The organism is Actinomadura luzonensis (genome assembly GCF_022664455.2).
GTDB lineage: Bacteria > Actinomycetota > Actinomycetes > Streptosporangiales > Streptosporangiaceae > Nonomuraea > Nonomuraea luzonensis.
This window is the reverse complement of the sequence record NZ_JAKRKC020000001.1, coordinates 4,201,165-4,223,633: the sequence shown is the minus strand read 5'-3', so window position 1 is coordinate 4,223,633 and position 22,469 is coordinate 4,201,165. Positions and strand designations below refer to the sequence as shown.

Here is a 22,469-nt window from a genome sequence, read left to right as displayed (position 1 = left end):
GGCCGCCCCCGGGGAGCCCGTTCCCCGGAGGAGAGCATGGCCGCACGCATCGAGGACTGCCCGCTGGCGCGGGCCGTGGACCGCATCGGCGACTGGCGGACGCTGGAGCTGCTGCACGAGACGCTCAACGGCGTCCACGACGTGCGGCGGATGCGGGACGACCTCGGCCTCACCGCCGGAGCGCTGCGCGAACGGCTGGACGCGGCCGTGGCGGCGGGCCTGCTCGCCCCGCACCGCGACGGCTACCGGCCGACGGACCTCGGCCGGTCGCTGCGGCCGCTCATCGCCGTCCTGGCCGCCTGGGGCAACCGGGACCTGGAGCCCGGCCGGCGCGCCCTCATCCTGGTGGACGCCCGCACCGGGCAGGAGGTGGAGCCCGTCGTGGTGGACCGGCGCACCGGCCGCCGCGTCGACACCGCCGACCACGTCTTCCGCGCCGGGCCCGCGGCCGGTCCCGGGCTGCGCTCACGCTACGCCTGAGGAGCCCCGGGGCTACGCCTGCGCGCGCGGCAGGAACCGGACCGGCAGGCTGCTGTGGCCGTACAGGAAGTTCGAGTAGATGCGGGCGGGCGTGCCGTCGAGTTCGATCGTCCCGACGCACGCCACCAGTGACTCCAGCAAGGCCCGCAGCTCGGTCCGGCCGAGGAACGCGCCCACGCAGAAATGCGGCCCGTGGCCGAAGGTGAGGTGCTTGTTCGGCCGGCGTCCCAGGTCGAGGACGCGCGGGCCGGGGAAGACCGTCTCGTCGTTGTTCGCCGAGGTGTTCCACAGGGTGACGATGTCGCCCGCGCGCACCCGCTGCCCGCCGAGCGTGAGATCGGTCAGCGCCGTGCGGGCGAAGTGCATGCCCGGCGTGGCCCACCGCAGGATCTCCTCCACGGCGGTGTCCAGGCCGACCGCGCCCTCGCGCAGCCGCCGCCACTCGCCGGGATCGCGGGCGAAGGCCAGCACCGCGGCGATGCCCGACATCCGGGAGGACTCGTCGCCGCCGAGCAGCAGGCTGTAGCAGTTGAGCGCGATCTCCTCGGGCGTGAGCGGGCGGCCCTCCACCTCGGCGCCGGCGATCATGCTGATCACGTCGTCGCCGGGGCGGGCGCGGCGTTCGAAGGCGAGGTCCATGAGGTAGAGCACGATCTCGTTCCTGGCCTCCAGGGAGTCCAGCTCGGCGCTGTCGGGACGCTCCGACGACAGCGCCGACTTGCTCCACTGCAGCAGCTCCTTGCGGTCCTGCTCCGGGATGGACAGCAGGTCGCAGATCGTGTTCATCGGGATGTGCTCGGCCACCTCGGCGGCGAAGTCGAAGCGGCCCAGCTCGGTCACGGCCGCGACCAGGCGGGCGGTGCGCGCCTCCACCTTCGCGGCGACCTCGCCCAGCCGCCTTGGCGAGAACGCCTGGAGCATCAGGTTGCGCAGGTGCCGGTGGCGCGGGCGGTCGGTGACGGCGAGCATCTTGCCGCCCGCCGAGTCGCCGCCGCGCAGCAGCACGTCGAGGACCGTACCGCGGGCCGAGCTGAGCCGCTTCCAGTCGTCGTAGCAGGCCAGCACGTCGGCGTACCGGGAGACCACCCAGAAGCCGGGCCGCCCGCCGGACGGCTCGTGCCAGTACACCGGATGCTCCCTCCGCACCTCGCGCCAGAACGCGTGGGGGTCGGTCCTGACGAACGCGGCCGGGTCGGTCAGATCGAGTGACGGGCTCACGTGGGCGCTCCTTTCCCTGCCGTCGTCGCCCCGCCATCGTCGCCGCGGCGGCCGCCGGCGGCCCGATCTCTTGCCCACATCTTTCGCGGACGCCGCCGCCGCCCCTCCCGGGCGGAACAGTGGTCAGCGAAGGCCGGCCGCGACGGAGGAGGTCATGGTGCGAACGTGGGAACGGCGCTGGCTGCGGCCGCTGACCCGGGGGGAGCGCCCCGGGCTGAGCGTGGTGTGCTTCCCGCACTCGGGGGGCTCCGCCGGGTTCTTCGCGGAGTGGGTGCCCGCGCTGCCGCCCGCCGTGCGGCTGCTGGCCGTCCAGTACCCCGGCCGGGGCGACAGGTTCCGCGAGCCGCCCGCGGGCGACGTCCGGACGATGGCCGCGGGCGTCGCCGCCGAGCTGCTGGAGACCGCGAGGCAGACGCCCTGCGTGCTGTTCGGCCACAGCCTGGGCGCGCTGGTCGCCTACGAGACGGCGCTGGCGCTGCGCGAGGCGGGGTCGCAGCCGCTGCGCCTCTGCGTCTCCAGCTCGCCGCCGCCCGAGCTGGCCGCGGGCGGGCGCACCCACCTGGGGCCGGACGAGGAGTTCTGGACGACGCTGTGCGAGCTCGGCGGCATCGACCCCGACATCGCCGGCAACACTGAGCTGCGCTCGGTCCTGCTGCCCATGCTGCGCTCCGACGTGCGGGCCAGCGAGACCTACCGGCCGCGCCCCGGGACGGCGCCGCTGTCCTGCGCGGTCCGCTGCTACCACGGCGACGGCGACCCCCTGGTGGAGGAGGCGACGCAGCCCGAGTGGGCGCGGGTCACCACCGGGGACTTCGCCCTGCGGGTCCGGCCCGGCGGCCACTTCCACCTCAGGCACGACCTCGCCGGGCTGATCGCCGACACGGTGCAGGTGACGCCGGTATGAGCCTCCAGGGCAGATCGGTGGTGGTCACCGGGGCGGGCACCGGCATCGGCCGGGCCATCGCGGAGCGGGCGCTGAAGGAGGGCGCGCTCGTCACCGCCGTCGGGCGGCGGCGCGCGGCGCTGGAGGAGCTCGCCACGGACGGGGCGGCGCAGGCCGTCCCGGAGGACGTGGCCGCGCCGGGCGCGGCCGGCCGGATCGTGCGCGCCGCCGTGGAGCGGTTCGGCGCGCTGCACGGCGTGGTGAACAACGCCGGTCTGGCCCGGTTCGCCCGCCTGGAGGAGGCCGGCCCCGAGGAGTTCGACCGGATGCTCGCCGTCAACGTGCGCGCCCCCGCCGAGCTGATCAGAAGCGCGCTGCCGCACCTGCGGGCCGCCCGCGGCGCGGTGGTCAACGTCTCCTCCGTCGGCGGCGTGCTGTCCATGCCCGGCCGCTCCTTCTACGGCGCCAGCAAGGCCGCGCTCAACAGCCTGACCCGCTCCCTGGCCCGGGAGCTCGCGCCCGAGGTACGCGTCAACGCCGTCCTGCCCGGCCCGGTGGACACCCCGATGTGGGAGGAGGCCGGGCTGACCCCGGAGGGCCGGCGGGACCTGCGCGAGAGCCTGCTCGCGGCCACCCCCATGGGCCGCTTCGGGACGGGCGAGGAGATCGCGCGGTGGGTCTGCCAGCTGCTCGACCCGGACCTCGCCGGATGGATCACCGGTGCGCTCGTCCCGGTGGACGGGGGCCGCACCACATGACAGCCCAGGAGGAGACCATGACCATGCTGAGCCAGGTGCCGAGCCACGTGCCGAGCCAGGTGCCGATCGCCTCGACGATCCCGCTGTCGTGGCTGCACGAGATCTTCTACGCGGCCGCCGAGGAGGAACGAGGCCCCGGCGGGCAGGTGGCCAAGCTCCACGTGGGCGAGCCGTACTTCGACCCGCCGCCGGAGGTCGCCGACGCGCTCGTGGCCGCGGTGCGGCGCGGCGAGACCGGCTACACCCCGGTGGACGGCCTTCTGGAGCTGCGCGAGCTGATCGTGGCCAAGCTCCGCGCCGCCAACGGCATCGACGCCGCCCCCTCGCGCGTGTTCGTCACCCCGGGCTCCTGCCAGGGCCTGGCGTCGCTGCTGAAGGCGATCGCCGAGCCGGGCGCGGAGATCCTGCTGCCCGAGCTGCACTGGCCGGTCCACCTCCAGCAGGCGCTGCTGGCCGGGCTGCGGCCGGTGTTCTACCCCCTCGGCCCCGGCTACCGGCCCGACCCCGAGGCCGTCCTGGCCGCCGCCGGGCCGGCCACCCGCGTGCTGCTGCTGAACTCCCCGGCCAACCCGTCCGGGGTGGTCATGGACGCCGCCGCCGTGGGCCGGCTGCTGCACGCGGCCAGGTCCCGCGGCTGGCGGGTGGTCAGCGACGAGGCGTACGAGCACTTCGTCTTCGACGGCGAGCACGTCTCCCCGGCGTCGCTGGAACGCGGGCTGCCGGAGGCCGAGCGCATCGTGCACAGCACGTTCAGCTTCTCCAAGAGCATGGCCATGACCGGCTACCGGCTCGGCTACGTGGTGACGGCCGACGAGCGGACCGCGAGCACGCTGCGCGTGGTCCAGGAGGCCAGCATCATCGGCCCGTCCACCCCCGTCCAGCACGCCGGGATCGCCGCCATGCGGTGCCTGCCGGCCGCGGACGCGCACGGCGAGCTGGTCCGGCGCAACCGGGACGCGGTCCTGCCCGGCCTGGTGGCCGCGGGCCTGCTGCCCGGGCTGCCGTCCGGCGGCTGGTACGCGATGCTGGACATCGCCCGCTCGGGGCTCGACGCCGAGACGTTCGCGGCCCGGCTGCTGCGCGAGCGGCGCGTGGCCGTCGTGCCCGGCACCGGGTTCGCGCTCCAGCCCGGCCTGGACGGCGCCGGGGCCGTCCGCTCGATCGAGCCGGCGCCGTGGTCGCACCGGCTCGTGCGGATCGCCTTCTGCGTCGCGCCCGAGGTGCTGCGTGAGGGCGTGGCGCGGCTGCTGGACTTCGTGGCCGAGTGCGACGCCTCACGCCGCGTGTGAGGGCTCCAGCAGGTAGCCGAGGCCCCACACCGTCCTGATCGCCAGGCCCACCGTGCCGACCCGGCGGCGCAGCCGCATGATGTGCAGGTCCAGCGCGTTCCTGGTCGGCGGCGGCCCGCACGCGGCCAGGCGCTCCATCAGCTCCTCGCGGTAGACGACCTCGCAGAACCGCTCCACGAACAACGCCATCAGCTCGGTGTGCGTGCTGGAGACGGTGACCGACCGCGCGTCGAACAACAACGTGCCGGTCGCGTCCAGCACCGGGTTGCGCCGGTCGTGGACGCGCTGCCGGAGCGCCGCGACGCGGGCCTCCAGGTCCGGCCGGGAGATCGGCGCGCGGACCCAGTCCTCCCGCGGGTCGCTGCACACCGGGGGCCGCGCGCCGCCCTCCACCACCAGCAGGCACGGGATCCCCTCGCTCCTGCAGCGGTTGCGCAGCTCCGCCTGGGCCGGCCAGCGGACGAACCGTACCTCGGCCGAGTCTCTGGACACTTCGCCTCCCGGATCATCAGCATTCGTCTCGGAGAAAGGGGTGCGCGGTGAGCCTCGACCGCGACTACTCGCCCAGCACGCGCGTCGCCGACCTGCGGGTTCATCTGGAGGAGTACGAGCGGCGCAGCCGGGCCGCGCGGGCCGCCGGCTACCGGCCGCTCCGGTACGGCCCGCGGCCCGAGCAGGTCGCCGACCACTTCCCGGGCGGCTCCCCGGACGCGCCTCTCATGGTCTACGTGCACGGCGGCTACTGGCAGGAGCTCGGCAGGGAGGACTCCGCGTTCGCCGCGGCCGACTTCCGGCGCGAGGGCATGGCCTTCGCCGCGCTCGGCTACGGGCTGGCCCCCCGCTACCGGCTCGACGAGATCGTCGCCATGGTGCGGGAGGGCGTGCGGTGGCTGGCCGCGCGCGCCCACGGGCCGGTCCACCTCAGCGGCAGCTCGGCGGGCGCCCACCTGGTGGCCATGGCCCTGCTCGACGGGCCGCCGGTCGCCGGCGCGGCGCTGCTCAGCGGCGTCTACGAGCTCGGCGAGCTGCGCCGCACCTACGTCAACGCGGCGCTCGGGCTGGACGCGGCGGCCGCGGCGCGCAACAGCCCCCTGCGGCGGCTGCCGGACCGGCTGCCGCCGCTGGTCGTCGCCGTGGGCGACAACGAGACGGCGGCCTTCACCCGGCAGCACCACGACTTCGTCGCCGCCGCCCGCCCGCGGACGCCGGAGCTGGTCTCCTTCATCGCCCGCGGGCGCAACCACTTCGACCTGCCGCTGGACCTCGGCCGCCGCGGCACGCCGCTCGGCGACGCCGTCCTCGCGCAGATGCGGAGCCGGGGCTCGTCACAGCGCTCATGAGGTGAGCAGCGGCAGGCGCTCGACCCCGCTCATGTCCGGCGCCGGCACGAACGACGGCGGGTCGCCGGGGTCGGTGCGCAGCACCGGATGGCGCTCCAGCAGCACCTCCAGCGCGATCCTGGCCTCGATCCTGGCCAGCGGCGCGCCCAGGCAGAAGTGCACGCCGCGGCCGAAGCCCAGGTGCGGGTTGGGGTCGCGGGACGGGTCGAAGACGTCCGGGTCGGGGAACTGCCGCCCGTCGCGGTTGGCCGCGGCCACCCACACCATGATCATCTGGTCGGCGGGGACGGTGTGACCGGCCAGCTCCGTCGCGGCCGTGGTGGAGCGCGCGGCGGCGGTGAACGGGCTGAAGTAACGCAGCGTCTCCTCCAGCGCCGCCGGCAGCACCGACCGGTCGGCGCGCACCGCCGCGAACCACTCCGGGTGCGCGTCCAGGCAGAGCACGGTGTTGCCCAGCAGCATCGTCGTGGTGATGTGACCGGCCATCAGCAGGATGTTGGCGAAGTTGACGATCTGGTTGTCGTTCAGCCGCTCGCCGTCCACCTCCGCGAGCACCAGCTCCGACAGCAGGTCCTCGCGCGGCCGCCGCCGGCGCTCGACGGCGTGCTCGCGCAGGTAGCCGGTCATCGCCTTGGTGATCTCCAGGTGGGTCTCCAGCCCTTGCGGCTCCTCGGCCATGGAGAACTGGTGCGTGCTCTCGAACAGCCGGTCCACCCAGCCCTTGAACAGGTCGCGGTCGCTCGCGGGGACGCCGAGCAGCTCGGCGATGACGATCACCGGCAGCGGGTAGGCGAGGTCGCCCACCAGCTCCAGCCGGCCCCGCTCCGCGGCCTCGTCCAGCAGCTCGGCGGTGAGCCCGCTGATGCGCGGCTCCAGCCCGGCGACGATCTTCGGGGAGAAGGCGTGGCTGACCAGGTTGCGGAGCTTGCGGTGCGCCGGCGGGTCCATCTGGAACAGCACGCCGTCGTTGAGCGAGGGGTCGAGGTCGGCCGCCACCAGCCGCGTGGTGTCGGAGGAGAAGGTCTTCGGGTCGCCGAGGACGGCCACCGCCTCCGGGTAGCCGTAGACGTTCCAGATCCCGAGCGCGGGGTCGAAGGCGACCGGCTGCTCCGGCTTCTCGCCGCGCAGCCAGAAGTGCCGCGGATTGACGTTCCATCGGTCCGTGAGGACGGTCATGACGGCTTCTCCTTCAGGCGACCAGCAGCGGGAACGAGCGCAGGGCCGTGACGTACGGGTTGGTGAGGAACGCGGGCGGCTCGTCCGGGTCGCTGCGCACGCTGCGGTAGCGGTCGAGCAGGAGGTCCATCACCACCCGGCTCTCCAGGCGCGCCAGCCCCGCGCCGACGCAGAAGTGGATGCCGCGCCCGAAGGTCAGGTGCGGGTTGGGGTCGCGGTGGAGGTCGTAGACGTCCGGCCGCTCGAACTGGCGGGGGTCCCGGTTCGCGGCGCCCACCCAGACCTGGATGATCTGGTCCGCGGGGATGACGCGGCCGCCGAGCTCGGTCTCGCGCAGCGTGGCGCGGCCGAGCACCGGCGCGGGCGTGACGAAGCGCAGGGCCTCCTCGATCGCGCCGGGGATCTTCGACCGGTCGGCGCGCACCTCGGCGAACTGCTCGGGGTGGGCGTCCAGGCACAGCACCGAGTTGCCCAGCAGCATCGTGGTGGTCAGGTGCCCGTTCACCAGCAGCGAGTTGGCGAAGATGGCGACCTCGTTGTTGCTCATCCGGCGGCCGTCCACCTCGGCGTGCACGAGGCTGCTGAGCAGGTCCTCGCGGGGTGTGCGGCGCCGGTCCTCGGCGTGCTCGCAGATGTAGTCGACGAGCCGGCCCATCTGCTCCATGGCGTGCTGCATGCTGCTTTCCTGCAGCTCGGTGGGCTCGGAGAAGGAGTACTCGTGCGTCTGCGCCATCATCTCGTCCACCCAGCGCTTGAACAGGTGGCGGTCGTCGGCGGGGATGCCCAGCAGCTCGCAGATGACGATGACCGGCAGCGGGTAGGCCAGGTCGTTGATCAGCTCGATGCGCCCGGCCCCGCCGGTCGCGTCGAGCAGCTCGTTCGTGATCTCCCGGACGCGGGGCTCCAGGTTGGCGACCATGCGCGGGGTGAACGCGTGCGTGACCAGCTTGCGCAGCTTGCCGTGCTGCGGCGGGTCCATCTCCACGAGGTTGCCCTCGGTGTACTGGACCTCCATCGGCGCCAGCCGCTCGGTGTTGGAGGAGAAGGTGTCGATCTCGGTGAAGGCGCGCAGGGCCTCCGGGTAGCCGAAGACCCGCCAGACGCCGATGGCCTCGTCGAAGTCGACCCAGGCCGGGGGCTGCTCGCCGCGGAGCCAGAACTGGCGTTCGTCGGTGTCCCACTGTGCGGATGTCGTGGTCATGCCGGTCCTTGTCGTCGGAGGTGGACGGACGATGGGCGGAGGAGGGTCAGGCCCCCTGGGCCGTGGGCGCCGCCGGCGCCGGGGCGGGTGCCGGGCGGGAGGAGCCGAACCGCCGCATGAGCGGCCGCTCCACGGCCCGGTACAGCGCCCAGGCGGCCAGCAGGCAGAGCGCGATGACGATGACGTTCGCGCCGGCGTCGCCGAGCGCCGCCCGGACCCGGCCCTGCGTGAGCTGGTTGAAGGCCAGGTTCACCAGCGGGTGGATGAGGTAGAGCGCGAAGGAGATCTCGCCGAGGAAGACCATGAGGCGGGTGCCCCAGAACGAGCGCGCGTGCCGGACGTCGATGGAGGCGCCGCCCAGCACCACCAGGGCCACGGGCACGAGGGTCACGGCCGCGAACATGAACGGCGCGGGCAGCCCCGCGGCCGTCGCGACGAACAGGAACACCAGCGTGGCGGCCCCGGTCAGCGCCACGCCCAGCCGCGGGGTGAAGCCGTGGATGACCATCCGGGCCAGCACCATGCCGAGCACGAACTCCGGCAGCCGGGCGGGCGGGAAGAAGTAGGCGAACCAGTACTGGCTCTGCAGCAGCCCGGGCATGAGCGCCGGGCCGGAGAAGGTCAGCGACACCAGCGGGATCAGCCAGGCCAGCGCCACCAGCCCCGCGGCGGCGAGCGCCAGCCGCCGCGCCGGGATGCGCAGCACCAGCGGCAGCAGCGCGGGGAACAGCAGGTAGAAGAGCATCTCGCTGCTCAGCGACCAGCTCACCGGGTTGACGCTGAACATGTAGTCGAACGTGGGCACCCACGAGTGCAGCAGCGTCAGGTTGGCGGCGGCGGGCAGGGGCGGCGTCGGCCCTGGCGGCAGTACCCCCGGCACCAGCGAGACGCCGGTGACGGCCAGGATGACCAGCATCAGCGCCCAGCTCACGGTGTGGTTGGGGAAGATCTTCCAGAACCTGCGCCGCCAGAACGACCGGTACGTGTCGCCCGGCCGGGACGACCAGGTGAGCACGAAACCGCTCAGCACGAAGAAGAACGACACCGAGACCCGCGCCGGCGGCACGAAAACCGCGATGATGTTGAGGTGTTCGAGCAGCACGCAGAACGCGGCCACGAAACGCAGCCCGGTCAGCGACGGTAAACGGCTGGAGACGGTCGTGGAGGTCATGCGATTTCCCCTCTCGCTCGCGCGGCCCGGCGGTGGGTGTCCCGGCGACAGGACATCCGCCCGCGGCCGCCGGAAAGGCGGCGGTCCGGGGCGGGCGGCGCGAATGAAAAGGCGCCGCGGCTTTCCCGGACCGGCCCGGCGCCTCATTGTTCGCACGCCGTGCTTTCGCCCGTCAACGCGTCCGGGGTGTTGAGCGGCGGGCGCCGCCTGTCTACCCTGGCCGGACCGGCGGCAATCAGGTCCGGTTGAGAGTTGGCATCCGGTCGTCCCGTGTTTTCCGGGTCTTATCGCGGCTCACTCTCAACGTAAAACTTCAATGATAGGGTCGAAGTCGTGAATGCTGAACGGCGCGTGGACATCGCATCGGTGCCGGAATGGATCCGGGTGGTCGGCGCTCGGGAGCACAACCTGGACACCGTCGACGCGGAGATCCCCAAACGCACCCTCACGGTCGTCACCGGAGTATCCGGATCGGGAAAGTCGTCGCTGGTTTTCGACACCGTCGCGGTCGAGGCGCAACGGCAATGGAATGAGACGCTGCCGGCATTCGTCCGCAATTTCCTGCCCAGTTCGGCCCGCCCCGACTTCGATCTGATCGAGCATCTGCCGGCCACCGTCGCGGTGGATCAGCGGCCCCTTTCCGGCGGGCCGCGCTCCACGGTCGGCACCATCACCGACATCGCGCCGCTGCTGCGGCTGCTGTTCTCCCGCGCGGGCGAGCCGTTCGTCGGCTACGCCGACGCCTTCTCCTTCAACATGCCGGCCGGCATGTGCCCCGAGTGCGAGGGCCTGGGCGAGGTCGTCGGCATCGACATGGACGCCTTCCTCGACCCGTCGAAGTCGCTCAACGAGGGCGCGCTGCGCGCGCCGGTCTTCGACGTCGGCTCGCGCGACTGGTACCTGCTGGCCGCCTCCGGCCGGTTCGACCCCGACAAGCCGGTCGCCGACTACACCCCGGCCGAGCGCGAGGAGCTGCTGCACGGCACCGACGGCACGGTGCCGCTGGAGGTCGGCGGGCAGCGGATCAACATGGCCTACGAGGGCGCGGTGGTGAAGTTCCGCCGCCGCTTCGTCAAGCCGGACCGCGAGCTCGGCGCCCGCACCCGGCAGATGGCCGCCCGGTTCGTCACCTCGGTGCCCTGCCCGGTCTGCGGCGGCACCCGGCTGTCGGCGCTCGCCCTCGACTGCAGGATCGACGGCCGCAACATCGCCGACTACGCCGCGATGGAGGCCGAGGAGCTGGTGGGCGTCCTGCGCGCGCTCGACCTGCCGCAGGCCAAGCCGGTGATCGAGGCGCTGATCTCGCGCGTCGGCCACCTGGTGGAGATCGGCCTCGGCTATCTCAGCCTGGAGCGCCGCACCGCCACGCTGTCGGGCGGCGAGTCGCAGCGGGTGAAGATCGTCCGGCACCTGTCCGGCAGCCTCAACGACATGCTCTACGTCTTCGACGAGCCCAGCATGGGCCTGCACCCGCGCGACGTGCACCGGCTGACGAACCTGCTGCACGCGCTGCGCGACCAGGGCAACACCGTCCTGGTGGTGGAGCACGACCGCGACGTGATCGCCGCCGCCGACTACGTCATCGACCTCGGCCCCGGCGCGGGCGCGGCGGGCGGCAAGGTGGTCTTCGCCGGCCAGGTCGCCGAGCTGGCCGGCTCGGGCACGCTCACCGGCAGGTTCATGACCGGCGCCACCCGGCTGAAGGAGCGCGTGCGCACCCCGGCGGGCATGCTCACGGTGGCGCACGCCCGGATGCACAACCTGCGCGACCTCACGGTCGAGCTGCCCGAGCGGGCGCTCACCGTGCTCTGCGGCGTGGCCGGCGCGGGCAAGTCCAGCCTGATCAACGGCGCCTTCCGGGCGCAGCACCCGGAGGCGGTGATCGTCGACCAGTCGATGCCGCACGCCAACCGGCGCTCCACCACCAGCACCCACACCGGCATCGGCGACGCGATCCGCGCCGAGTTCGCCAAGGCCCACCACGTCAGCCCCGCCCTGTTCAGCGCCAACTCCTCCGGCGCCTGCCCCACCTGCAACGGCCTCGGCGTGGTCTTCACCGACCTCGCCTCGCTGGAGGGCGTGACCCTCACCTGCCAGACCTGCAACGGCAGACGCTTCACCGACGAGGTGCTCGGCTACCGGCTGCGCGGCCTCGACATCAGCGACGTGCTGGAGCTGACCGTGGCCGAAGGCCGCGAGTTCTTCGCCGGCAACCGCAAGATCGTGCCCGTGCTGACCGCGATCGGCGACGTCGGGCTCGACTACCTGCGGCTCGGGCAGCCGCTCACCAGCCTGTCCGGCGGCGAGTGCCAGCGCATCAAGCTCGCCGGGCACCTGAGCAGCCGCAGCACCACCTACGTCCTCGACGAGCCCACCAGCGGGCTGCACCTGGCCGACGTGGAGCGGCTGCTCGGCACGCTGGACCGGCTGGTCGACTCCTACGCCGCCACCGTGGTGGTGATCGAGCACAACCTCGACGTGATCGCGCACGCCGACTGGCTGATCGAGCTCGGCCCCGAGGGCGGCAGCCGGGGCGGCCGGCTGCTCTACCAGGGCCCGCCCGCCGGGCTGCTCGACGTCGCCGGCTCGCCCACCGCCCTTTACCTGCGCCGGGCCCTGGAAGGGAGCACGCCATGACCACCGCACCCGACACCGACCGGCACCGCCTCGCCGACGCGGTCGCCGAGGCGGCCGACGCCATCGCCGCCGTGCTGGCCGCGCACCCCATGCGCGGCTCGGGCCCCTACCCGGTGGGCGAGGTGCTGCCCGTCCTGGTCGAGCGGCAGCGGGCCCTGCTGGAGCTCGTGGACGGCTGGCGGGGGCCGCTGGCGGTGACCGCCGAGGGGCGGCTCGACCCGCTGGTGGACGAGCTCGCGCTGTTCATGAGCTACCTGCAGCTGTCGTGCGTGCTCTACCGGGGGCTCGCCGACATCCCCGCGCCGATGCGGGCCAATGCCGCCCGGCACTTCTCGACCATCCACCTGGCCGCCCGCCGGCTGCGTGACCGCGCCCGCAGGGCCGCCCGCGCCTCCTGATCCGCGCCTCCTGATCCGCGCCCTGTCCCGCGCCTCCTGACCGGCGTCAGGAGGCGCGCCGGGCGGTGACGCCGTCGCGCAGCGCCCTCTTGTCGATCTTGCCCATGGGGGTGCGCGGCAGCTCCGCCATCGGCACGATCCGATCCGGGATCTTGTACGTGGCCAGCCCGCGCTCGCGCAGGTACGCCTTGACCGCCGGCGGCCGGACGTCGCCGGCCAGCACGAGGAAGGCGTACGTGCGCTCGCCGAGCGCGCCGTCCGGCACGCCGAGCACGGCCGCGTCCCGCACCGCCGGATGCGTGAGCAGGCAGCGCTCCACCTCCTCGGGGGAGATCTTCTCGCCCGCCCGGTTGATCACGTCCTTGACCCGGCCCACGACGACGAGGTTGCCGTCAGGCCGCCGCCGCACCAGGTCCCCGGTCCGGAAGTACCCGCCGGGGGCGAACGAGCGCGCGTTGTGCTCCGGCGCCCGGAAGTAGCCGCGGATCGTGTACGGCCCGCGTACCAGCAGCTCGCCCGCCTCGCCGTCGGGCACCGGCTCCCCGGACGGCCCCACGAGCAGGACCTCGTCGGCCGCCGCGAGCGGCCGCCCCTCCGTGCCGTCGATCACCTCGTCGGGGTCGTCCAGCCGGGTGTGGGTGAGCAGGCCCTCGCTGAGGCCGAACCACCGGGTCAGCCCGCACCCCAGGCCCTCGCGGGCCCGGCGCGCCAGCGCCGGGTCCAGCGGGGCGCTGCCGACCTGCAACGTGAGCCGCGACAGGTCGTGCCCGCGCGGGCCCGCGTCGGCCCACAGCCGCAGCACCGCCGGCACGATCGTGGTCACGGTGACGCCCTCCCGCTCGATCAGCGGGAAGACCTCGTCGGGCCGCACGCTGGAGGTGAGCACCGCCTTGCCGCCGAGCAGCAGGCTGCCGAGCACCCCGGGACAGCCGAGCGCCGCGTTGTGCGCCGCCGGGTTGACCGCCAGGTACACGAGGCCGGAGCCGGCCCGCATCGCCTCGGCCGTCGCCCGCATGCAGTAGCCGTAGTCGTCGTGCGTGCGCGGGATCAGCTTGGGCAGCCCGGTCGTCCCGCCCGACAGCAGGAACAGCGCCGGGTCGCCCGGGTCGGCCGCCGGCAGCTCCCGCGCCGTCCCCTCCAGCGTGTCGAGCGCGGTGAACTCCTGCGCGTCGCCGCTGACCAGCACGTGCCCGGGCGAGGGCAGCTCGCGGGCGAGCCGGCGGTAGTCGAAGCCGCCGAACTCGTCCTTGATCGCGTACGCCACCGCGCCCGCGTGCCCGTGCACTCCGGCGATCTCGGCCCGCCGGTGCCCGGGCAGCGCCAGGACGGGGATGGCGCCGGCGCGCAGCAGCGCGAACAGCAGCACGACGAACTCGGGCACGTTCGGCAGCTGCACCACGACCCGGTCCAGCGGCTTGACGCCCAGCTCCAGCAGGCCGTACGCCATCCGGTCCGCCGCCCGCGACAGCTCGGCGTAGGTCATCCGGCGCTCCCCGCAGACGACGGCCACCCGGCCGGCGTGCCGCGCGCACGACTCGTGGAGCAGGTCGCCGAGCGGGCGCCCGAGCCGGTAACCGGCCCGGCGGTACTCCTCGGCGAGGTGGTCCGGCCACGGGACGAAGCCGTCGAGCATGATCGCTTTCCCTTCAGGCGGGGGCAGCTCCTCTTGCCCGCATGCTCACAGCGCCGCCGCGGCGGGCGCCGATGTCTTGCCGACATCTTTCGCCGCGCGCCCCCGCCCGCGCGCCGGCCAGTAGACAGGGAGACTCACGAAGGAGGGGAACGCCGTGCGGGACAGCACACGGCGGCACTACCTGATGTGCCGGCCCGACAACTTCGAGGTGCGTTACTCGATCAACGCGTGGATGGATCCCGGGCGGCCCACGTTCCCCGAGATCGGCCTGTCGCAGTGGAAGTGGCTGCACGACGTCATCGTCGACCTGGGACACCGCGTGGACCTCATCGACCCGCTGCCGGGCCTGCCCGACATGGTCTTCGCCGCCAACGGCGCGCTCGCGCTCGGCGAGCGGGCCCTCGTCGCCCGCTTCCGGCACCCCCAGCGCGCCGAGGAGCCGGCGGCCTACCTGGAGTGGTTCGGCTCCCGGGGCTACCGGGAGGTCCGCCAGGCCGCGCACGTCAACGAGGGCGAGGGCGACTTCCTCGTCGCCGGCGGGACCGTCCTGGCCGGCACCGGCTTCCGCACCGAGCCCGCCGCGCACGCCGAGACGGCCCGCTTCTTCGGCCGCCCGGTGCTCGGCCTCACGCTGGTCGATCCCCGCTTCTACCACCTGGACACGGCGCTGACCGTGCTCGGCGACGACGAGATCATGTACTACCCGCCCGCGTTCTGCCCGGCGTCGCGGGAGCTGCTCGCGGCCCGCTTCCCCGGCGCGCTGGCGGCCGAGGAGGCGGACGCCGCGGTCTTCGGGCTGAACGCCCTGTCCGACGGCCGGCACGTGATCCTGCCCCGCGCGGCCGGCCGGCTGGCGGGCCGGCTCGCCGAGCGCGGCTACGAGCCGATCGGGGTCGAGTTCACCGAGCTGCTCAAGGCCGGCGGCGGCATCAAGTGCTGCACGCTGGAGCTGCACGGGACGCCGCCCCGCTCCTTGTCGGGGCCGCGCTAGGTGACCGGCACGATCTCGGCCCTGGTCAGGGCGCCGTCCTCGATGGTGAGCAGGCCCACGGTGCCGTGCGGCTGGCGGCGCCGGTCGGTGGGGGAGCCCGGGTTGAAGATGCGCAGGCCCTCGCCCGACTCGTCCCACGGGATGTGGGAGTGGCCGAAGACGACCAGGTCCGCGCGGGGGAAGCGGCGCCGCAGGCGGGGCAGGCGGCCCTTGGCCGGGCCGCTGTCGTGGATCATGCCGATCCGCAGGCCCTCCAGGGTCAGCTCCAGCGTCTCCGGGGCCGTCACGTCCGGGCCGTCGTTGTTGCCCTTGACCGCGTGCACCGGCGCGTAGGCGGCCAGCTCGGCGAGCACCGAGGCGACGCAGACGTCCCCGGCGTGCAGGATGACGTCCGCGCCGCGCAGGTGCCCGGCGACCCGGGGCGGGCAGGAGCGCCAGCGCCGGGGCGCGTGGGTGTCGGACAGCGCGACCACGTTCATGCCCTGCCCCTGCCCGCCCGGCGGGGGCTCGTCACCCCTCGTCACTCCCCGGCGGCGTGCAGGCGCTCCAGCCACTCCCGCCACGCCGGCTCCACGTCGCCGCCCGCGTCGTAGCGCAGGTGGGAGGCGATCATCGAGCCGCCGAAGCCCTGGAGGACGCGGTAGAGGCCGTCCGCGGCCCGGACGCCGAGCGTCTGCGTGTTGCGGTGGTAGACGACGCCCTCCACCGGGCCGAGCCGTACCACGTCGCCGATCGCGGGACGGCCGCCCAGCTCGGCGTACACGCCGTCCCAGGCCCGCGCCCAGTCCCGCACCGGCGGCCCGAACACGGTGACCGGCCGGGCCGTGCGCCCCGCGAAGTGGTTCAGGTACTCCACCAGCGTCGCGAAGTACATCTCCAGGCCCCTGGACATGGCCTCGAACTCGTCCTGCCAGTCGTCGCCCGGCAGGAAGCCGCTGGTCACCATGCGGACCACGGTGCTGCCCCGCTCGCGGCCCTCGACCAGGAACTCGTAGGCGACGAAGCGGCCGTCGTCCGTCTTGTCGCTGGAGTGCGCGAAGCGGTGCGGCGGCACGGCCTCGGTCACCGTCGAGGCGGGCAGCTCGAAGCCGCCGAACGCGGTGCGCACCACCCCGTCCGTCACCTCGCTGCGGCCCATGAACCAGGAGGTGATGCCGGGGCCGGTGCTGATGGCGTCCCAGACCTCCTCGGGCGTCGCCCCGACCGCCCCCTCGTGGGGCAGCTCGAACGCGTGCCCCATCTCAGCCCTCCTGCCGCTGCTGCTGCTGTTCGACGGCGGGGTGCACGGCGACGACCAGCCGGTGCGGCCGCCCGCCTTCCGCCGTCTCGTCGTGGTATTTGCCGACCAGGGAGGTGACGCACTCGGCCAGCTCCTGGGCGAAGGCCGCCCGGTCGGCCGCCGAGGCGAAGCGCACCTCGCCGTCGATCGCGAACGTCGCCACCCGCTTCTGCGCCTTGGCCGCCCCGCTGATGAGCACGCCGACGTCGCGGACGAGCTGCGCGGCCACGGCCAGCAGCCAGCGCGCCGACAGCCGGTCGGGCGCGCGGGACGGATCGGGCTGGACGGCGGCCAGCGCGTTCGGGGAGATCACGAACGAGGCGGCGGTGGCCCGCATGACGCGCTCGGTGACGTTGCCCTTCCTGCGCTCCTCGACCAGCTCGACCAGGCCGTGCTTCTCCAGCGTGCGCAGGTGGTAGTTGACCTTCTGCCGGGCCAGGCCGACCTTGGCCGCCAGCGACGTGGCCGAGCCGGGCTCGGCCAGCTCGGCGAGCAGCCGCGAGCGCATGGGGTCGAGCGACGCCTCGGCCGCCGCCGGATCCTCGATCACCTCGACATCGTGCATGTCGGAACCATGGCACCGAAAACAAAAATTGTCAAGAAAGTCTGGCGGCCCGGTGCTCGAGGTAGTCCCGCTCCGGCAGGCTCGACGTCAGCCGCGCCGCCTCCTGATAGGCGCGCGCCGCCCCCGCCGGGTCGCCCGCCATCTCCAGCAGGTGCGCCCGCACCGCGGCCGGGCGATGATGGCCCTTGAGCCGGTCGTCCGCCGCCAGCCGGTCGAGCCGGTCCAGCCCGGCGCGCGGGCCGTGCACCATGGCCACCGCGACCGCGTGGTTGAGCGCCACGACCGGGTTGTCGTCCAGGCCGGACAGCACCCCGTACAGGGCGAGGATCTGCGGCCAGTCGGTCTCCGCGGCCGAGGGCGCCTCGTCGTGCACCGCCGCGATGGCCGCCTGCACCTGGTACGGCCCCAGCGCGCTCGTGGACAACGCCTTGCTCACCAGCTCGACGCCCTCGTCGATGAGCCGCCGGTCCCACAGGCCGCGGTCCTGCTCGGCGAGCGGGACCAGCCGCCCGTCCGGCCCCGTGCGGGCCGGCCGCCTCGCCTCGGTGAGCAGCATCAGCGCCAGCAGCCCGGCCACCTCGCCGTCGTCGGGCAGCAGCCGGCGAACCGCCCTGGCCAGCCGGATCGCCTCCCCGGTCAGCTCGGCCCGGTGCAGGTCGGGCCCCGAGGTGGCGGTGTAGCCCTCGTTGAAGATCAGGTAGAGGACGTGCAGCACGACGCGCAGGCGCTCGTCCCGCTCGCTCTCCGGCGGCATCGCGAACCTCGCCCCCGCGGCCTTGATCCGCTGCTTGGCCCGGCTGATGCGCTGCGCCATCGTCGCCTCGGGCGCCAGGAACGCCCGCGCCACCTGCGCCGTCGTCAGCCCGCCCACCGCCCGCAGCGTGAGCGCGAGCTGCGAGGGCGGCGACAGCGCCGGATGGCAGCACAGGAACAGCAGCGTGAGCGTGTCGTCCCGGTCGCCGGCCCGCTCCTCGCCGGGCGCGGGCATCGTGAGCGCGTCGGCCGGCGCGCTCACCGCCACGCCCTCCTCGCGCCGCCGCCGCGCGTGCTCGCTGCGCACGTGGTCGATCAGCCGCCGGGACGCCACGGTCACCAGCCAGGCCCGCGGGTTGTCCGGCACGCCCTGCTCGGGCCACTGCACGGCGGCGTCCAGCAGCGCCTCCTGGACGGCGTCCTCGCAGGCGTCGAACTGCCCGTGCCGCCGGACCAGGACGCCCAGCACCTGCGGCGCGAGCTCCCGCAGCAGCCCCTCGGCCACCTCGCTCACGCCACGCTCATCCCGCGCACTCATCCCGTCCACTCACCCCGCGCATTCACCCCGCGCGCTCGTCCCGTTCGCTCACCCTGTGCGGTCATCCTGGGGGTCGCCCGCCGGCGGCTCCACCTCGTCGATGATCGGCCGCACCTCCATCGCGCACAGCCGCGCGTCCGGCCAGCGGGCGGCGATCTCCGTGGCCCGCTCGGCGCTCGCGCACTCCACGACGAGGTAGCCGGCCAGGAACTCCTTGGCCTCCAGGAACGGCCCGTCCGTGACGGCCGGCGCGCCGCCGCGCACCCGGACGGTGCGCGCCGAGCCGAGCCCGTCCAGCGCCTGCCCGCCCACCAGCTCGCCGCTGCCGGTCAGCTCCTTCATCAGGGCGTCGACCTCCGCCATGACCTCGGCCTCGTGGTCGGCCACGTGCTGCTGGGACTCGGCGTTGGCGTAGATCATCAGCATGTACTTCACCCCGCACATCCTAGGGGCGAAAGTTTCACGCCCGCTTGACTCCCTCTCCTTTCATTTGGACGCTATCCAAACTAACTCCAAGGAAAGGGAAGCGTCATGCGCAGGATCGTGCCCCTCGCCGCCCCCGTCGCCGCGCTGGCGATCGTCCTCGGCCTCCTCGCCCCGCCCGCGCTCGCCGCCACCTGGTCCTCCAGCGACCGCTGGGGCACCTGGACCAACGGCGGCTACACGCTCTACAACAACATCTGGGGCAGCGGCGCAGGACCCCAGACCATCTGGGCGAACTCCTCCAGCAACTGGGGCGTGTGGGCGAACCACCCCGACACCGGCGGCGTCAAGTCCTACCCCAACGCCACCAAGTACGTCGGCAAGCGCGTCAGCGCCCTCGGCAGCGTCACCAGCACGTTCAACGTGACCGTGCCCAGCGGCGGCGCCTACACCACCGCCTACGACATCTGGGACTCCGCCAACGCCTACGAGATCATGCTCTGGATGAACAGGCGTGGCGCCGTCGGCCCGCTCGGCACCCGCCGGACCAGCGCCACCGTCGGCGGCCACAGCTGGGACGTCTACCGCGGCAGCAACGGCGCCAACCAGGTCTTCTCCTTCGTCAGGACCGGCAACGCCACCTCCGGCACGGTGGACGTCAAGGCGGTGCTCACCTGGCTGCGCTCCAACGGCTGGATGGGCGACGTGACGCTCGGCAACGTGCAGTTCGGCTACGAGATCACCTCCAGCAGCGGCGGCATGAACTTCACCACCAACAGCTTCTCGGTCTCCGCCTCCTGAGCCGCGCGGGCGCTAGGCTCGGCGGGTGCGCGACGAGGAACTGCGCGAGCTCGCCGGACGGCTGGCCGCCGTGCCCGGGGTGGCGGCCGTGGTCCTGGGCGGCAGCCGCGCCCGCGGCACCCACCGCCCCGACTCCGACACCGACCTCGGCCTCTACTACCGCCACCCGCTCGACACCGCCCGCCTGCGGGCCCTGGCCCGCGAGGTGACCGGCGAGCCCGCCGAGGTGACCGAGCCCGGCGGCTGGGGCCCCTGGGTGGACGGCGGCGGCTGGCTCACCGTGCGCGGCCTGCGGGTCGACTGGATCTACCGCGACCTCGACCGCGTCCGCCGGGTCTGGCGTGACTGCCAGGAGGGCCGCTACGAGGTCGGCGCGCAGGCCGGCCACCCCCTGGGCTTCTACTCGCACGCCTACGCGGGCGAGGTGGCGCTGTGCCGGGTCCTCGCCGACCCCGCGGGGGAGCTGGGCGCGCTGCGCGCCGAGCTGGCCGCCGGCTACCCGCCCGCGCTGCGCGAGGCGCTGGTCAGGGGCCTGTGGGAGTGCGACTTCTGCCTCATGATCGCCCGGAAGGGCGCCGCCGGCGCGGACCCGGCGTACGCGGCGGGCGCGCTGTTCCGCGCGATCGGCGTGGCCTGCCAGGCCCTGCACGCCGCCGACGGCGCCTGGCTGATCAACGAGAAGGGCATGGTCGCCTCGGCCGGCCGCCTCCCGTCGGCCCCCGGCCGCTTCGCCGAACGCGCCCAGGCGCTGCTCGCCGCGACCGGCCGGACGCCCGAGGAGATCGGCCGCACCCTGGACGACGCGGCCGCCCTCGTCGCCGACGTACGGGCGGCCTGCGGCGGCTGACCCCGCGCGGTCAGCCCTGCGCGGGCGAGCCGGGACGCGGCACGATAGCGGAAGCCACCTTTCCGCATTGGCTTCTACCGTGAGGGAGAACGCCGCAGAAGCGAGGAGGACGTGGTGATCGAACTGTCGTGGCCGCAGGTGAGCGCGAGACGGCTGGAGCGGGCCGGGCTCGGAGCCGGGCCCGCGCTGCCCGGACCGGTGGACGCCGTGGCCGCCATGTGCGGCGCGCACGCCCAGGTCATGCCGGCCGCCGAGGCGTCCGTCGGGCTGCGCCTGGCCGGGGCGACCCGCGCGCACGTCCGCGACGCGCTCCGGCCCGGCGGGCAGCTGGTCAAGACCTACGGCCCGCGCGGCACCGTCCACCTGCTGCCCGCCCGCGACCTGCCGATGTGGGTGAGCGCCCTGTCCTCGATGCCGGGCGAGCGCAACCCGCACGCGCCGCACATCCGGATGACCCCCGAGCAGACCGAACGGGTGGTGGCCGCGATCGGCGCGGCCGTCGGGGACGGCGAGCTGACCATCGACGAGCTGAGCGAGCGGGTCGTCGCCGCGGCCGGGCCGTGGGCGGGCGACCTGGTGGTGCCCGCGTTCGGCGGGCAGTGGCCGCGCTGGCGGCAGGCGATGAGCCTGGCCGCGCACCGGGGGGCGTTCGTGTTCGGGCCGGACAGGGGGCGCAAGGTCACCTACACCAGGCCGCCCGCCGGCACCGGGGCGGTCGCGGACGGGGCCGCCGAGCTGGCCCGCCGCTACCTGACCGGGTACGGGCCGGCCACGCCCGCGCAGTTCGCCCGGTGGGCGGGCGGGCCCGTGCGGTGGGCGGCGCGGGCGTTCGAGGCGGCCGGGGTGGAGGAGGTGCGGTTCGAGGGGCGGCCGGCGTGGGTGGTCGCGGGCGACACGGCGATGCCCGGGGAGCCGCCGCGCGGGGTGCGGCTGCTGCCGTACTTCGACGCGTACGTGGTGGCGGGGCAGCCGCGCGAGCTGCTGTACCCGGGGGCGGCGGCCGGGCGGGCGCTCAACCGCGGGCAGGCGGGCAACTTCCCGGTGCTGCTCGTGGACGGCGTCGTGGCCGGGGTGTGGCACCAGCGCCGTTCGGGCGACCGCCTCGACGTGACCGTCGAACCGCTCCGCGACCTCGGCCCCGCGCGCGAGCGTGAGCTGGAGGAGCAGGTCGAGCGGCTGGGGAAGGTGCTGGAGGCCCGGCCACGGCTGACCGTCGGCGTGGTCACCGTGGGCGCACATGCCTGAAACACTCCCTGTCGTGCCCTACGATAGGGAACGATATGGAGCAATACACCGTTGAGCAGGCGGCCGGGGTGCTCGGGCTGCACGTCAAGACCGTGCGCAACTACGTACGCGACGGGCGGCTGCCCGCCGTCCGGGTCGGCAAGCGCTACCGGATCGCCAAGGACGACCTGGCCGCCTTCGCCGGGCTGCCGGCGCCGGCCGCGTCCGCGCCGCGGCGGGCCGAGGTGTCGGCCATCGTCCAGCTCGACGGGATCGGCCGCGCGGAGATGGACCGCGTCACCACCATGGTCACCGGCTCCCTGTCCGGGCGGCCGAACGGCGTGCGCGTGCAGTTCGCCTACGAGGAGGAGCGGGCCGCCCTCAAGGTGATCGTGCTGGGCGAGCTGGAGCCCGCCGCCCAGGTGCTGCGCATCATCGACGCCCTGACCCGCCAATGACGCCCCCGCCCCCGCGCGACCTCACGACCCCGACCGGAGGAACCATGCTCGACGACGTCCACGTCTGCCCGCCCGACGGCCCGCCGCTGCGCGACGAGCAGGACGCGCTCGACCTCATCGCCGGCACCTGGGGCAGCGGCGCCACCTGGGTGGCCGTGCCCGCCGGGCGCCTGCACGACGACTTCTTCGCGCTCGCCACCGGCGTCGCCGGGCAGATCACCCAGAAGTTCGCCAACTACCGGCTCGGGCTCGCCGTCGTCGGCGACATCTCGCGCTTCACGGCCGGCAGCTCCGCGCTGCGCGCCTGGGTGACCGAGTCGAACCGGGGCCGGCAGCTCTGGTTCGTCCGCGACCTCGACGAGCTCGCCGCCCGCCGCGCGGCCTAGCGTCACGGGGCCTGGCGTCG

The 22,469-nt window shown here is 74.1% G+C and carries 24 protein-coding genes; 13 read left to right on the top strand and 11 right to left on the bottom strand.

The genetic code is table 11. From position 1 onward, the window contains the following. The first annotated feature begins 36 nt into the window (after nt 1-36). Entirely contained in the window at nt 37-480 is a 444-nt protein-coding gene (locus MF672_RS20545; protein WP_242378352.1) for a winged helix-turn-helix transcriptional regulator, read from the top strand. A 12-nt stretch (nt 481-492) separates the two neighbouring features. Here the strand turns inward: MF672_RS20545 and MF672_RS20540 are convergent, their stop codons facing one another. After that, complete coding sequence (locus MF672_RS20540) at nt 493-1,698, bottom strand: cytochrome P450 (RefSeq protein WP_242378354.1); 1,206 nt, start codon at nt 1,696-1,698, stop codon at nt 493-495. A gap of 154 nt (nt 1,699-1,852) precedes the next feature. Between MF672_RS20540 and MF672_RS20535 the strand changes: the two genes are divergently transcribed. Genes MF672_RS20535 through MF672_RS20525 form a run of 3 tightly spaced genes read left to right on the top strand, consistent with a single transcriptional unit; the run spans nt 1,853 to nt 4,628 of the window. Then, complete coding sequence (locus MF672_RS20535; protein ID WP_242378356.1) at nt 1,853-2,602, top strand: thioesterase II family protein; 750 nt, start codon at nt 1,853-1,855, stop codon at nt 2,600-2,602. Next, on the top strand, nt 2,599-3,339 hold the full coding sequence (locus MF672_RS20530) for an SDR family NAD(P)-dependent oxidoreductase (RefSeq protein WP_242378358.1): 741 nt from the start codon (nt 2,599-2,601) through the stop codon (nt 3,337-3,339). Before MF672_RS20535 ends, MF672_RS20530 begins: the two co-directional genes overlap by 4 nt. 17 nt (nt 3,340-3,356) lie before the next feature. Continuing rightward, nucleotides 3,357-4,628 carry a pyridoxal phosphate-dependent aminotransferase gene (locus MF672_RS20525; protein ID WP_242378360.1) on the top strand — a complete coding sequence of 424 codons (1,272 nt, stop codon included), beginning with the start codon at nt 3,357-3,359 and terminating at the stop codon, nt 4,626-4,628. On the opposite strand, the gene MF672_RS20520 is transcribed toward MF672_RS20525, so the two are convergent. Beyond that, complete coding sequence (locus MF672_RS20520; RefSeq protein WP_242378363.1) at nt 4,614-5,120, bottom strand: winged helix-turn-helix domain-containing protein; 507 nt, start codon at nt 5,118-5,120, stop codon at nt 4,614-4,616. The genes MF672_RS20525 and MF672_RS20520 overlap by 15 nt on opposite strands. A 47-nt stretch (nt 5,121-5,167) precedes the next feature. Here MF672_RS20520 and MF672_RS20515 point away from each other — a divergent pair, with 47 nt between their 5' ends. After that, complete coding sequence (locus tag MF672_RS20515; RefSeq protein ID WP_242378365.1) at nt 5,168-5,968, top strand: alpha/beta hydrolase; 801 nt, start codon at nt 5,168-5,170, stop codon at nt 5,966-5,968. On the opposite strand, the gene MF672_RS20510 is transcribed toward MF672_RS20515, so the two are convergent. From MF672_RS20510 to MF672_RS20500, 3 genes are read right to left on the bottom strand one after another with little or no spacing between them, the layout of a single operon-like run. After that, nucleotides 5,963-7,144, bottom strand: a complete 1,182-nt coding sequence (locus tag MF672_RS20510) for a cytochrome P450 (protein ID WP_242378371.1) — start codon at nt 7,142-7,144, stop codon at nt 5,963-5,965. The genes MF672_RS20515 and MF672_RS20510 overlap by 6 nt on opposite strands. Before the next feature lie 13 nt (nt 7,145-7,157). Continuing rightward, a complete protein-coding gene (locus MF672_RS20505; protein ID WP_242378375.1) occupies nt 7,158-8,345 on the bottom strand; it encodes a cytochrome P450 in 1,188 nt (395 codons plus the stop codon). 46 nt (nt 8,346-8,391) lie between these two features. After that, complete coding sequence (locus MF672_RS20500; RefSeq protein WP_242378376.1) at nt 8,392-9,516, bottom strand: acyltransferase family protein; 1,125 nt, start codon at nt 9,514-9,516, stop codon at nt 8,392-8,394. Between the two features lie 333 nt (nt 9,517-9,849). Between MF672_RS20500 and MF672_RS20495 the strand changes: the two genes are divergently transcribed. Beyond that, nucleotides 9,850-12,153 carry an ATP-binding cassette domain-containing protein gene (locus MF672_RS20495; RefSeq protein ID WP_242378377.1) on the top strand — a complete coding sequence of 768 codons (2,304 nt, stop codon included), beginning with the start codon at nt 9,850-9,852 and terminating at the stop codon, nt 12,151-12,153. Then, nucleotides 12,150-12,551, top strand: a complete 402-nt coding sequence (locus MF672_RS20490; RefSeq protein ID WP_242378378.1) for a hypothetical protein — start codon at nt 12,150-12,152, stop codon at nt 12,549-12,551. Before MF672_RS20495 ends, MF672_RS20490 begins: the two co-directional genes overlap by 4 nt. Before the next feature lie 46 nt (nt 12,552-12,597). Here the strand turns inward: MF672_RS20490 and MF672_RS20485 are convergent, their stop codons facing one another. Next, nucleotides 12,598-14,184, bottom strand: coding sequence for a (2,3-dihydroxybenzoyl)adenylate synthase (locus MF672_RS20485; protein WP_242378379.1), 1,587 nt, complete (start codon nt 14,182-14,184; stop codon nt 12,598-12,600). Between the two features lie 154 nt (nt 14,185-14,338). Between MF672_RS20485 and ddaH the strand changes: the two genes are divergently transcribed. Beyond that, nucleotides 14,339-15,175 carry a dimethylargininase gene (ddaH, locus tag MF672_RS20480; RefSeq protein ID WP_308210506.1) on the top strand — a complete coding sequence of 279 codons (837 nt, stop codon included), beginning with the start codon at nt 14,339-14,341 and terminating at the stop codon, nt 15,173-15,175. On the opposite strand, the gene MF672_RS20475 is transcribed toward ddaH, so the two are convergent. The 5 genes from MF672_RS20475 to MF672_RS20455 all read right to left on the bottom strand — a co-directional run bounded on the left by MF672_RS20475 (nt 15,172) and on the right by MF672_RS20455 (nt 18,736). Then, complete coding sequence (locus MF672_RS20475; protein WP_242378380.1) at nt 15,172-15,654, bottom strand: metallophosphoesterase family protein; 483 nt, start codon at nt 15,652-15,654, stop codon at nt 15,172-15,174. The two genes, ddaH and MF672_RS20475, sit on opposite strands and share 4 nt — an antisense overlap. A gap of 41 nt (nt 15,655-15,695) precedes the next feature. Continuing rightward, the gene (locus MF672_RS20470; RefSeq protein ID WP_242378381.1) at nt 15,696-16,415 is read right to left on the bottom strand and encodes an SRPBCC family protein; all 720 of its coding nucleotides are present in this window, start codon (nt 16,413-16,415) and stop codon (nt 15,696-15,698) included. Between the two features lies 1 nt (nt 16,416). After that, nucleotides 16,417-17,019, bottom strand: a complete 603-nt coding sequence (locus MF672_RS20465) for an ArsR/SmtB family transcription factor (RefSeq protein ID WP_242378382.1) — start codon at nt 17,017-17,019, stop codon at nt 16,417-16,419. 31 nt (nt 17,020-17,050) lie between these two features. Further along, entirely contained in the window at nt 17,051-18,286 is a 1,236-nt protein-coding gene (locus tag MF672_RS20460; RefSeq protein ID WP_242378383.1) for an RNA polymerase sigma factor, read from the bottom strand. A gap of 72 nt (nt 18,287-18,358) precedes the next feature. Then, nucleotides 18,359-18,736 (bottom strand): YciI family protein, encoded by a 378-nt coding sequence (locus MF672_RS20455; protein ID WP_242378422.1) that lies wholly within the window; start codon nt 18,734-18,736, stop codon nt 18,359-18,361. Nucleotides 18,737-18,841: 105 nt separating this feature from the next. Between MF672_RS20455 and MF672_RS20450 the strand changes: the two genes are divergently transcribed. The 5 genes from MF672_RS20450 (at nt 18,842) to MF672_RS20430 (ending at nt 22,449) form a co-directional block, all read left to right on the top strand. After that, complete coding sequence (locus tag MF672_RS20450; RefSeq protein WP_242378385.1) at nt 18,842-19,534, top strand: glycoside hydrolase family 12 protein; 693 nt, start codon at nt 18,842-18,844, stop codon at nt 19,532-19,534. Between the two features lie 25 nt (nt 19,535-19,559). Beyond that, nucleotides 19,560-20,381: a nucleotidyltransferase domain-containing protein gene (locus tag MF672_RS20445; protein WP_242378388.1), complete on the top strand. Its 822-nt coding sequence runs from the start codon at nt 19,560-19,562 to the stop codon at nt 20,379-20,381. A gap of 114 nt (nt 20,382-20,495) precedes the next feature. Continuing rightward, on the top strand, nt 20,496-21,626 hold the full coding sequence (locus MF672_RS20440) for a winged helix DNA-binding domain-containing protein (protein ID WP_242378390.1): 1,131 nt from the start codon (nt 20,496-20,498) through the stop codon (nt 21,624-21,626). Between the two features lie 35 nt (nt 21,627-21,661). Then, nucleotides 21,662-22,063, top strand: a complete 402-nt coding sequence (locus MF672_RS20435; RefSeq protein ID WP_242378393.1) for a helix-turn-helix domain-containing protein — start codon at nt 21,662-21,664, stop codon at nt 22,061-22,063. A gap of 44 nt (nt 22,064-22,107) precedes the next feature. Further along, nucleotides 22,108-22,449, top strand: coding sequence for a DUF4180 domain-containing protein (locus tag MF672_RS20430; RefSeq protein WP_242378395.1), 342 nt, complete (start codon nt 22,108-22,110; stop codon nt 22,447-22,449). Nucleotides 22,450-22,469: the final 20 nt, after the last annotated feature.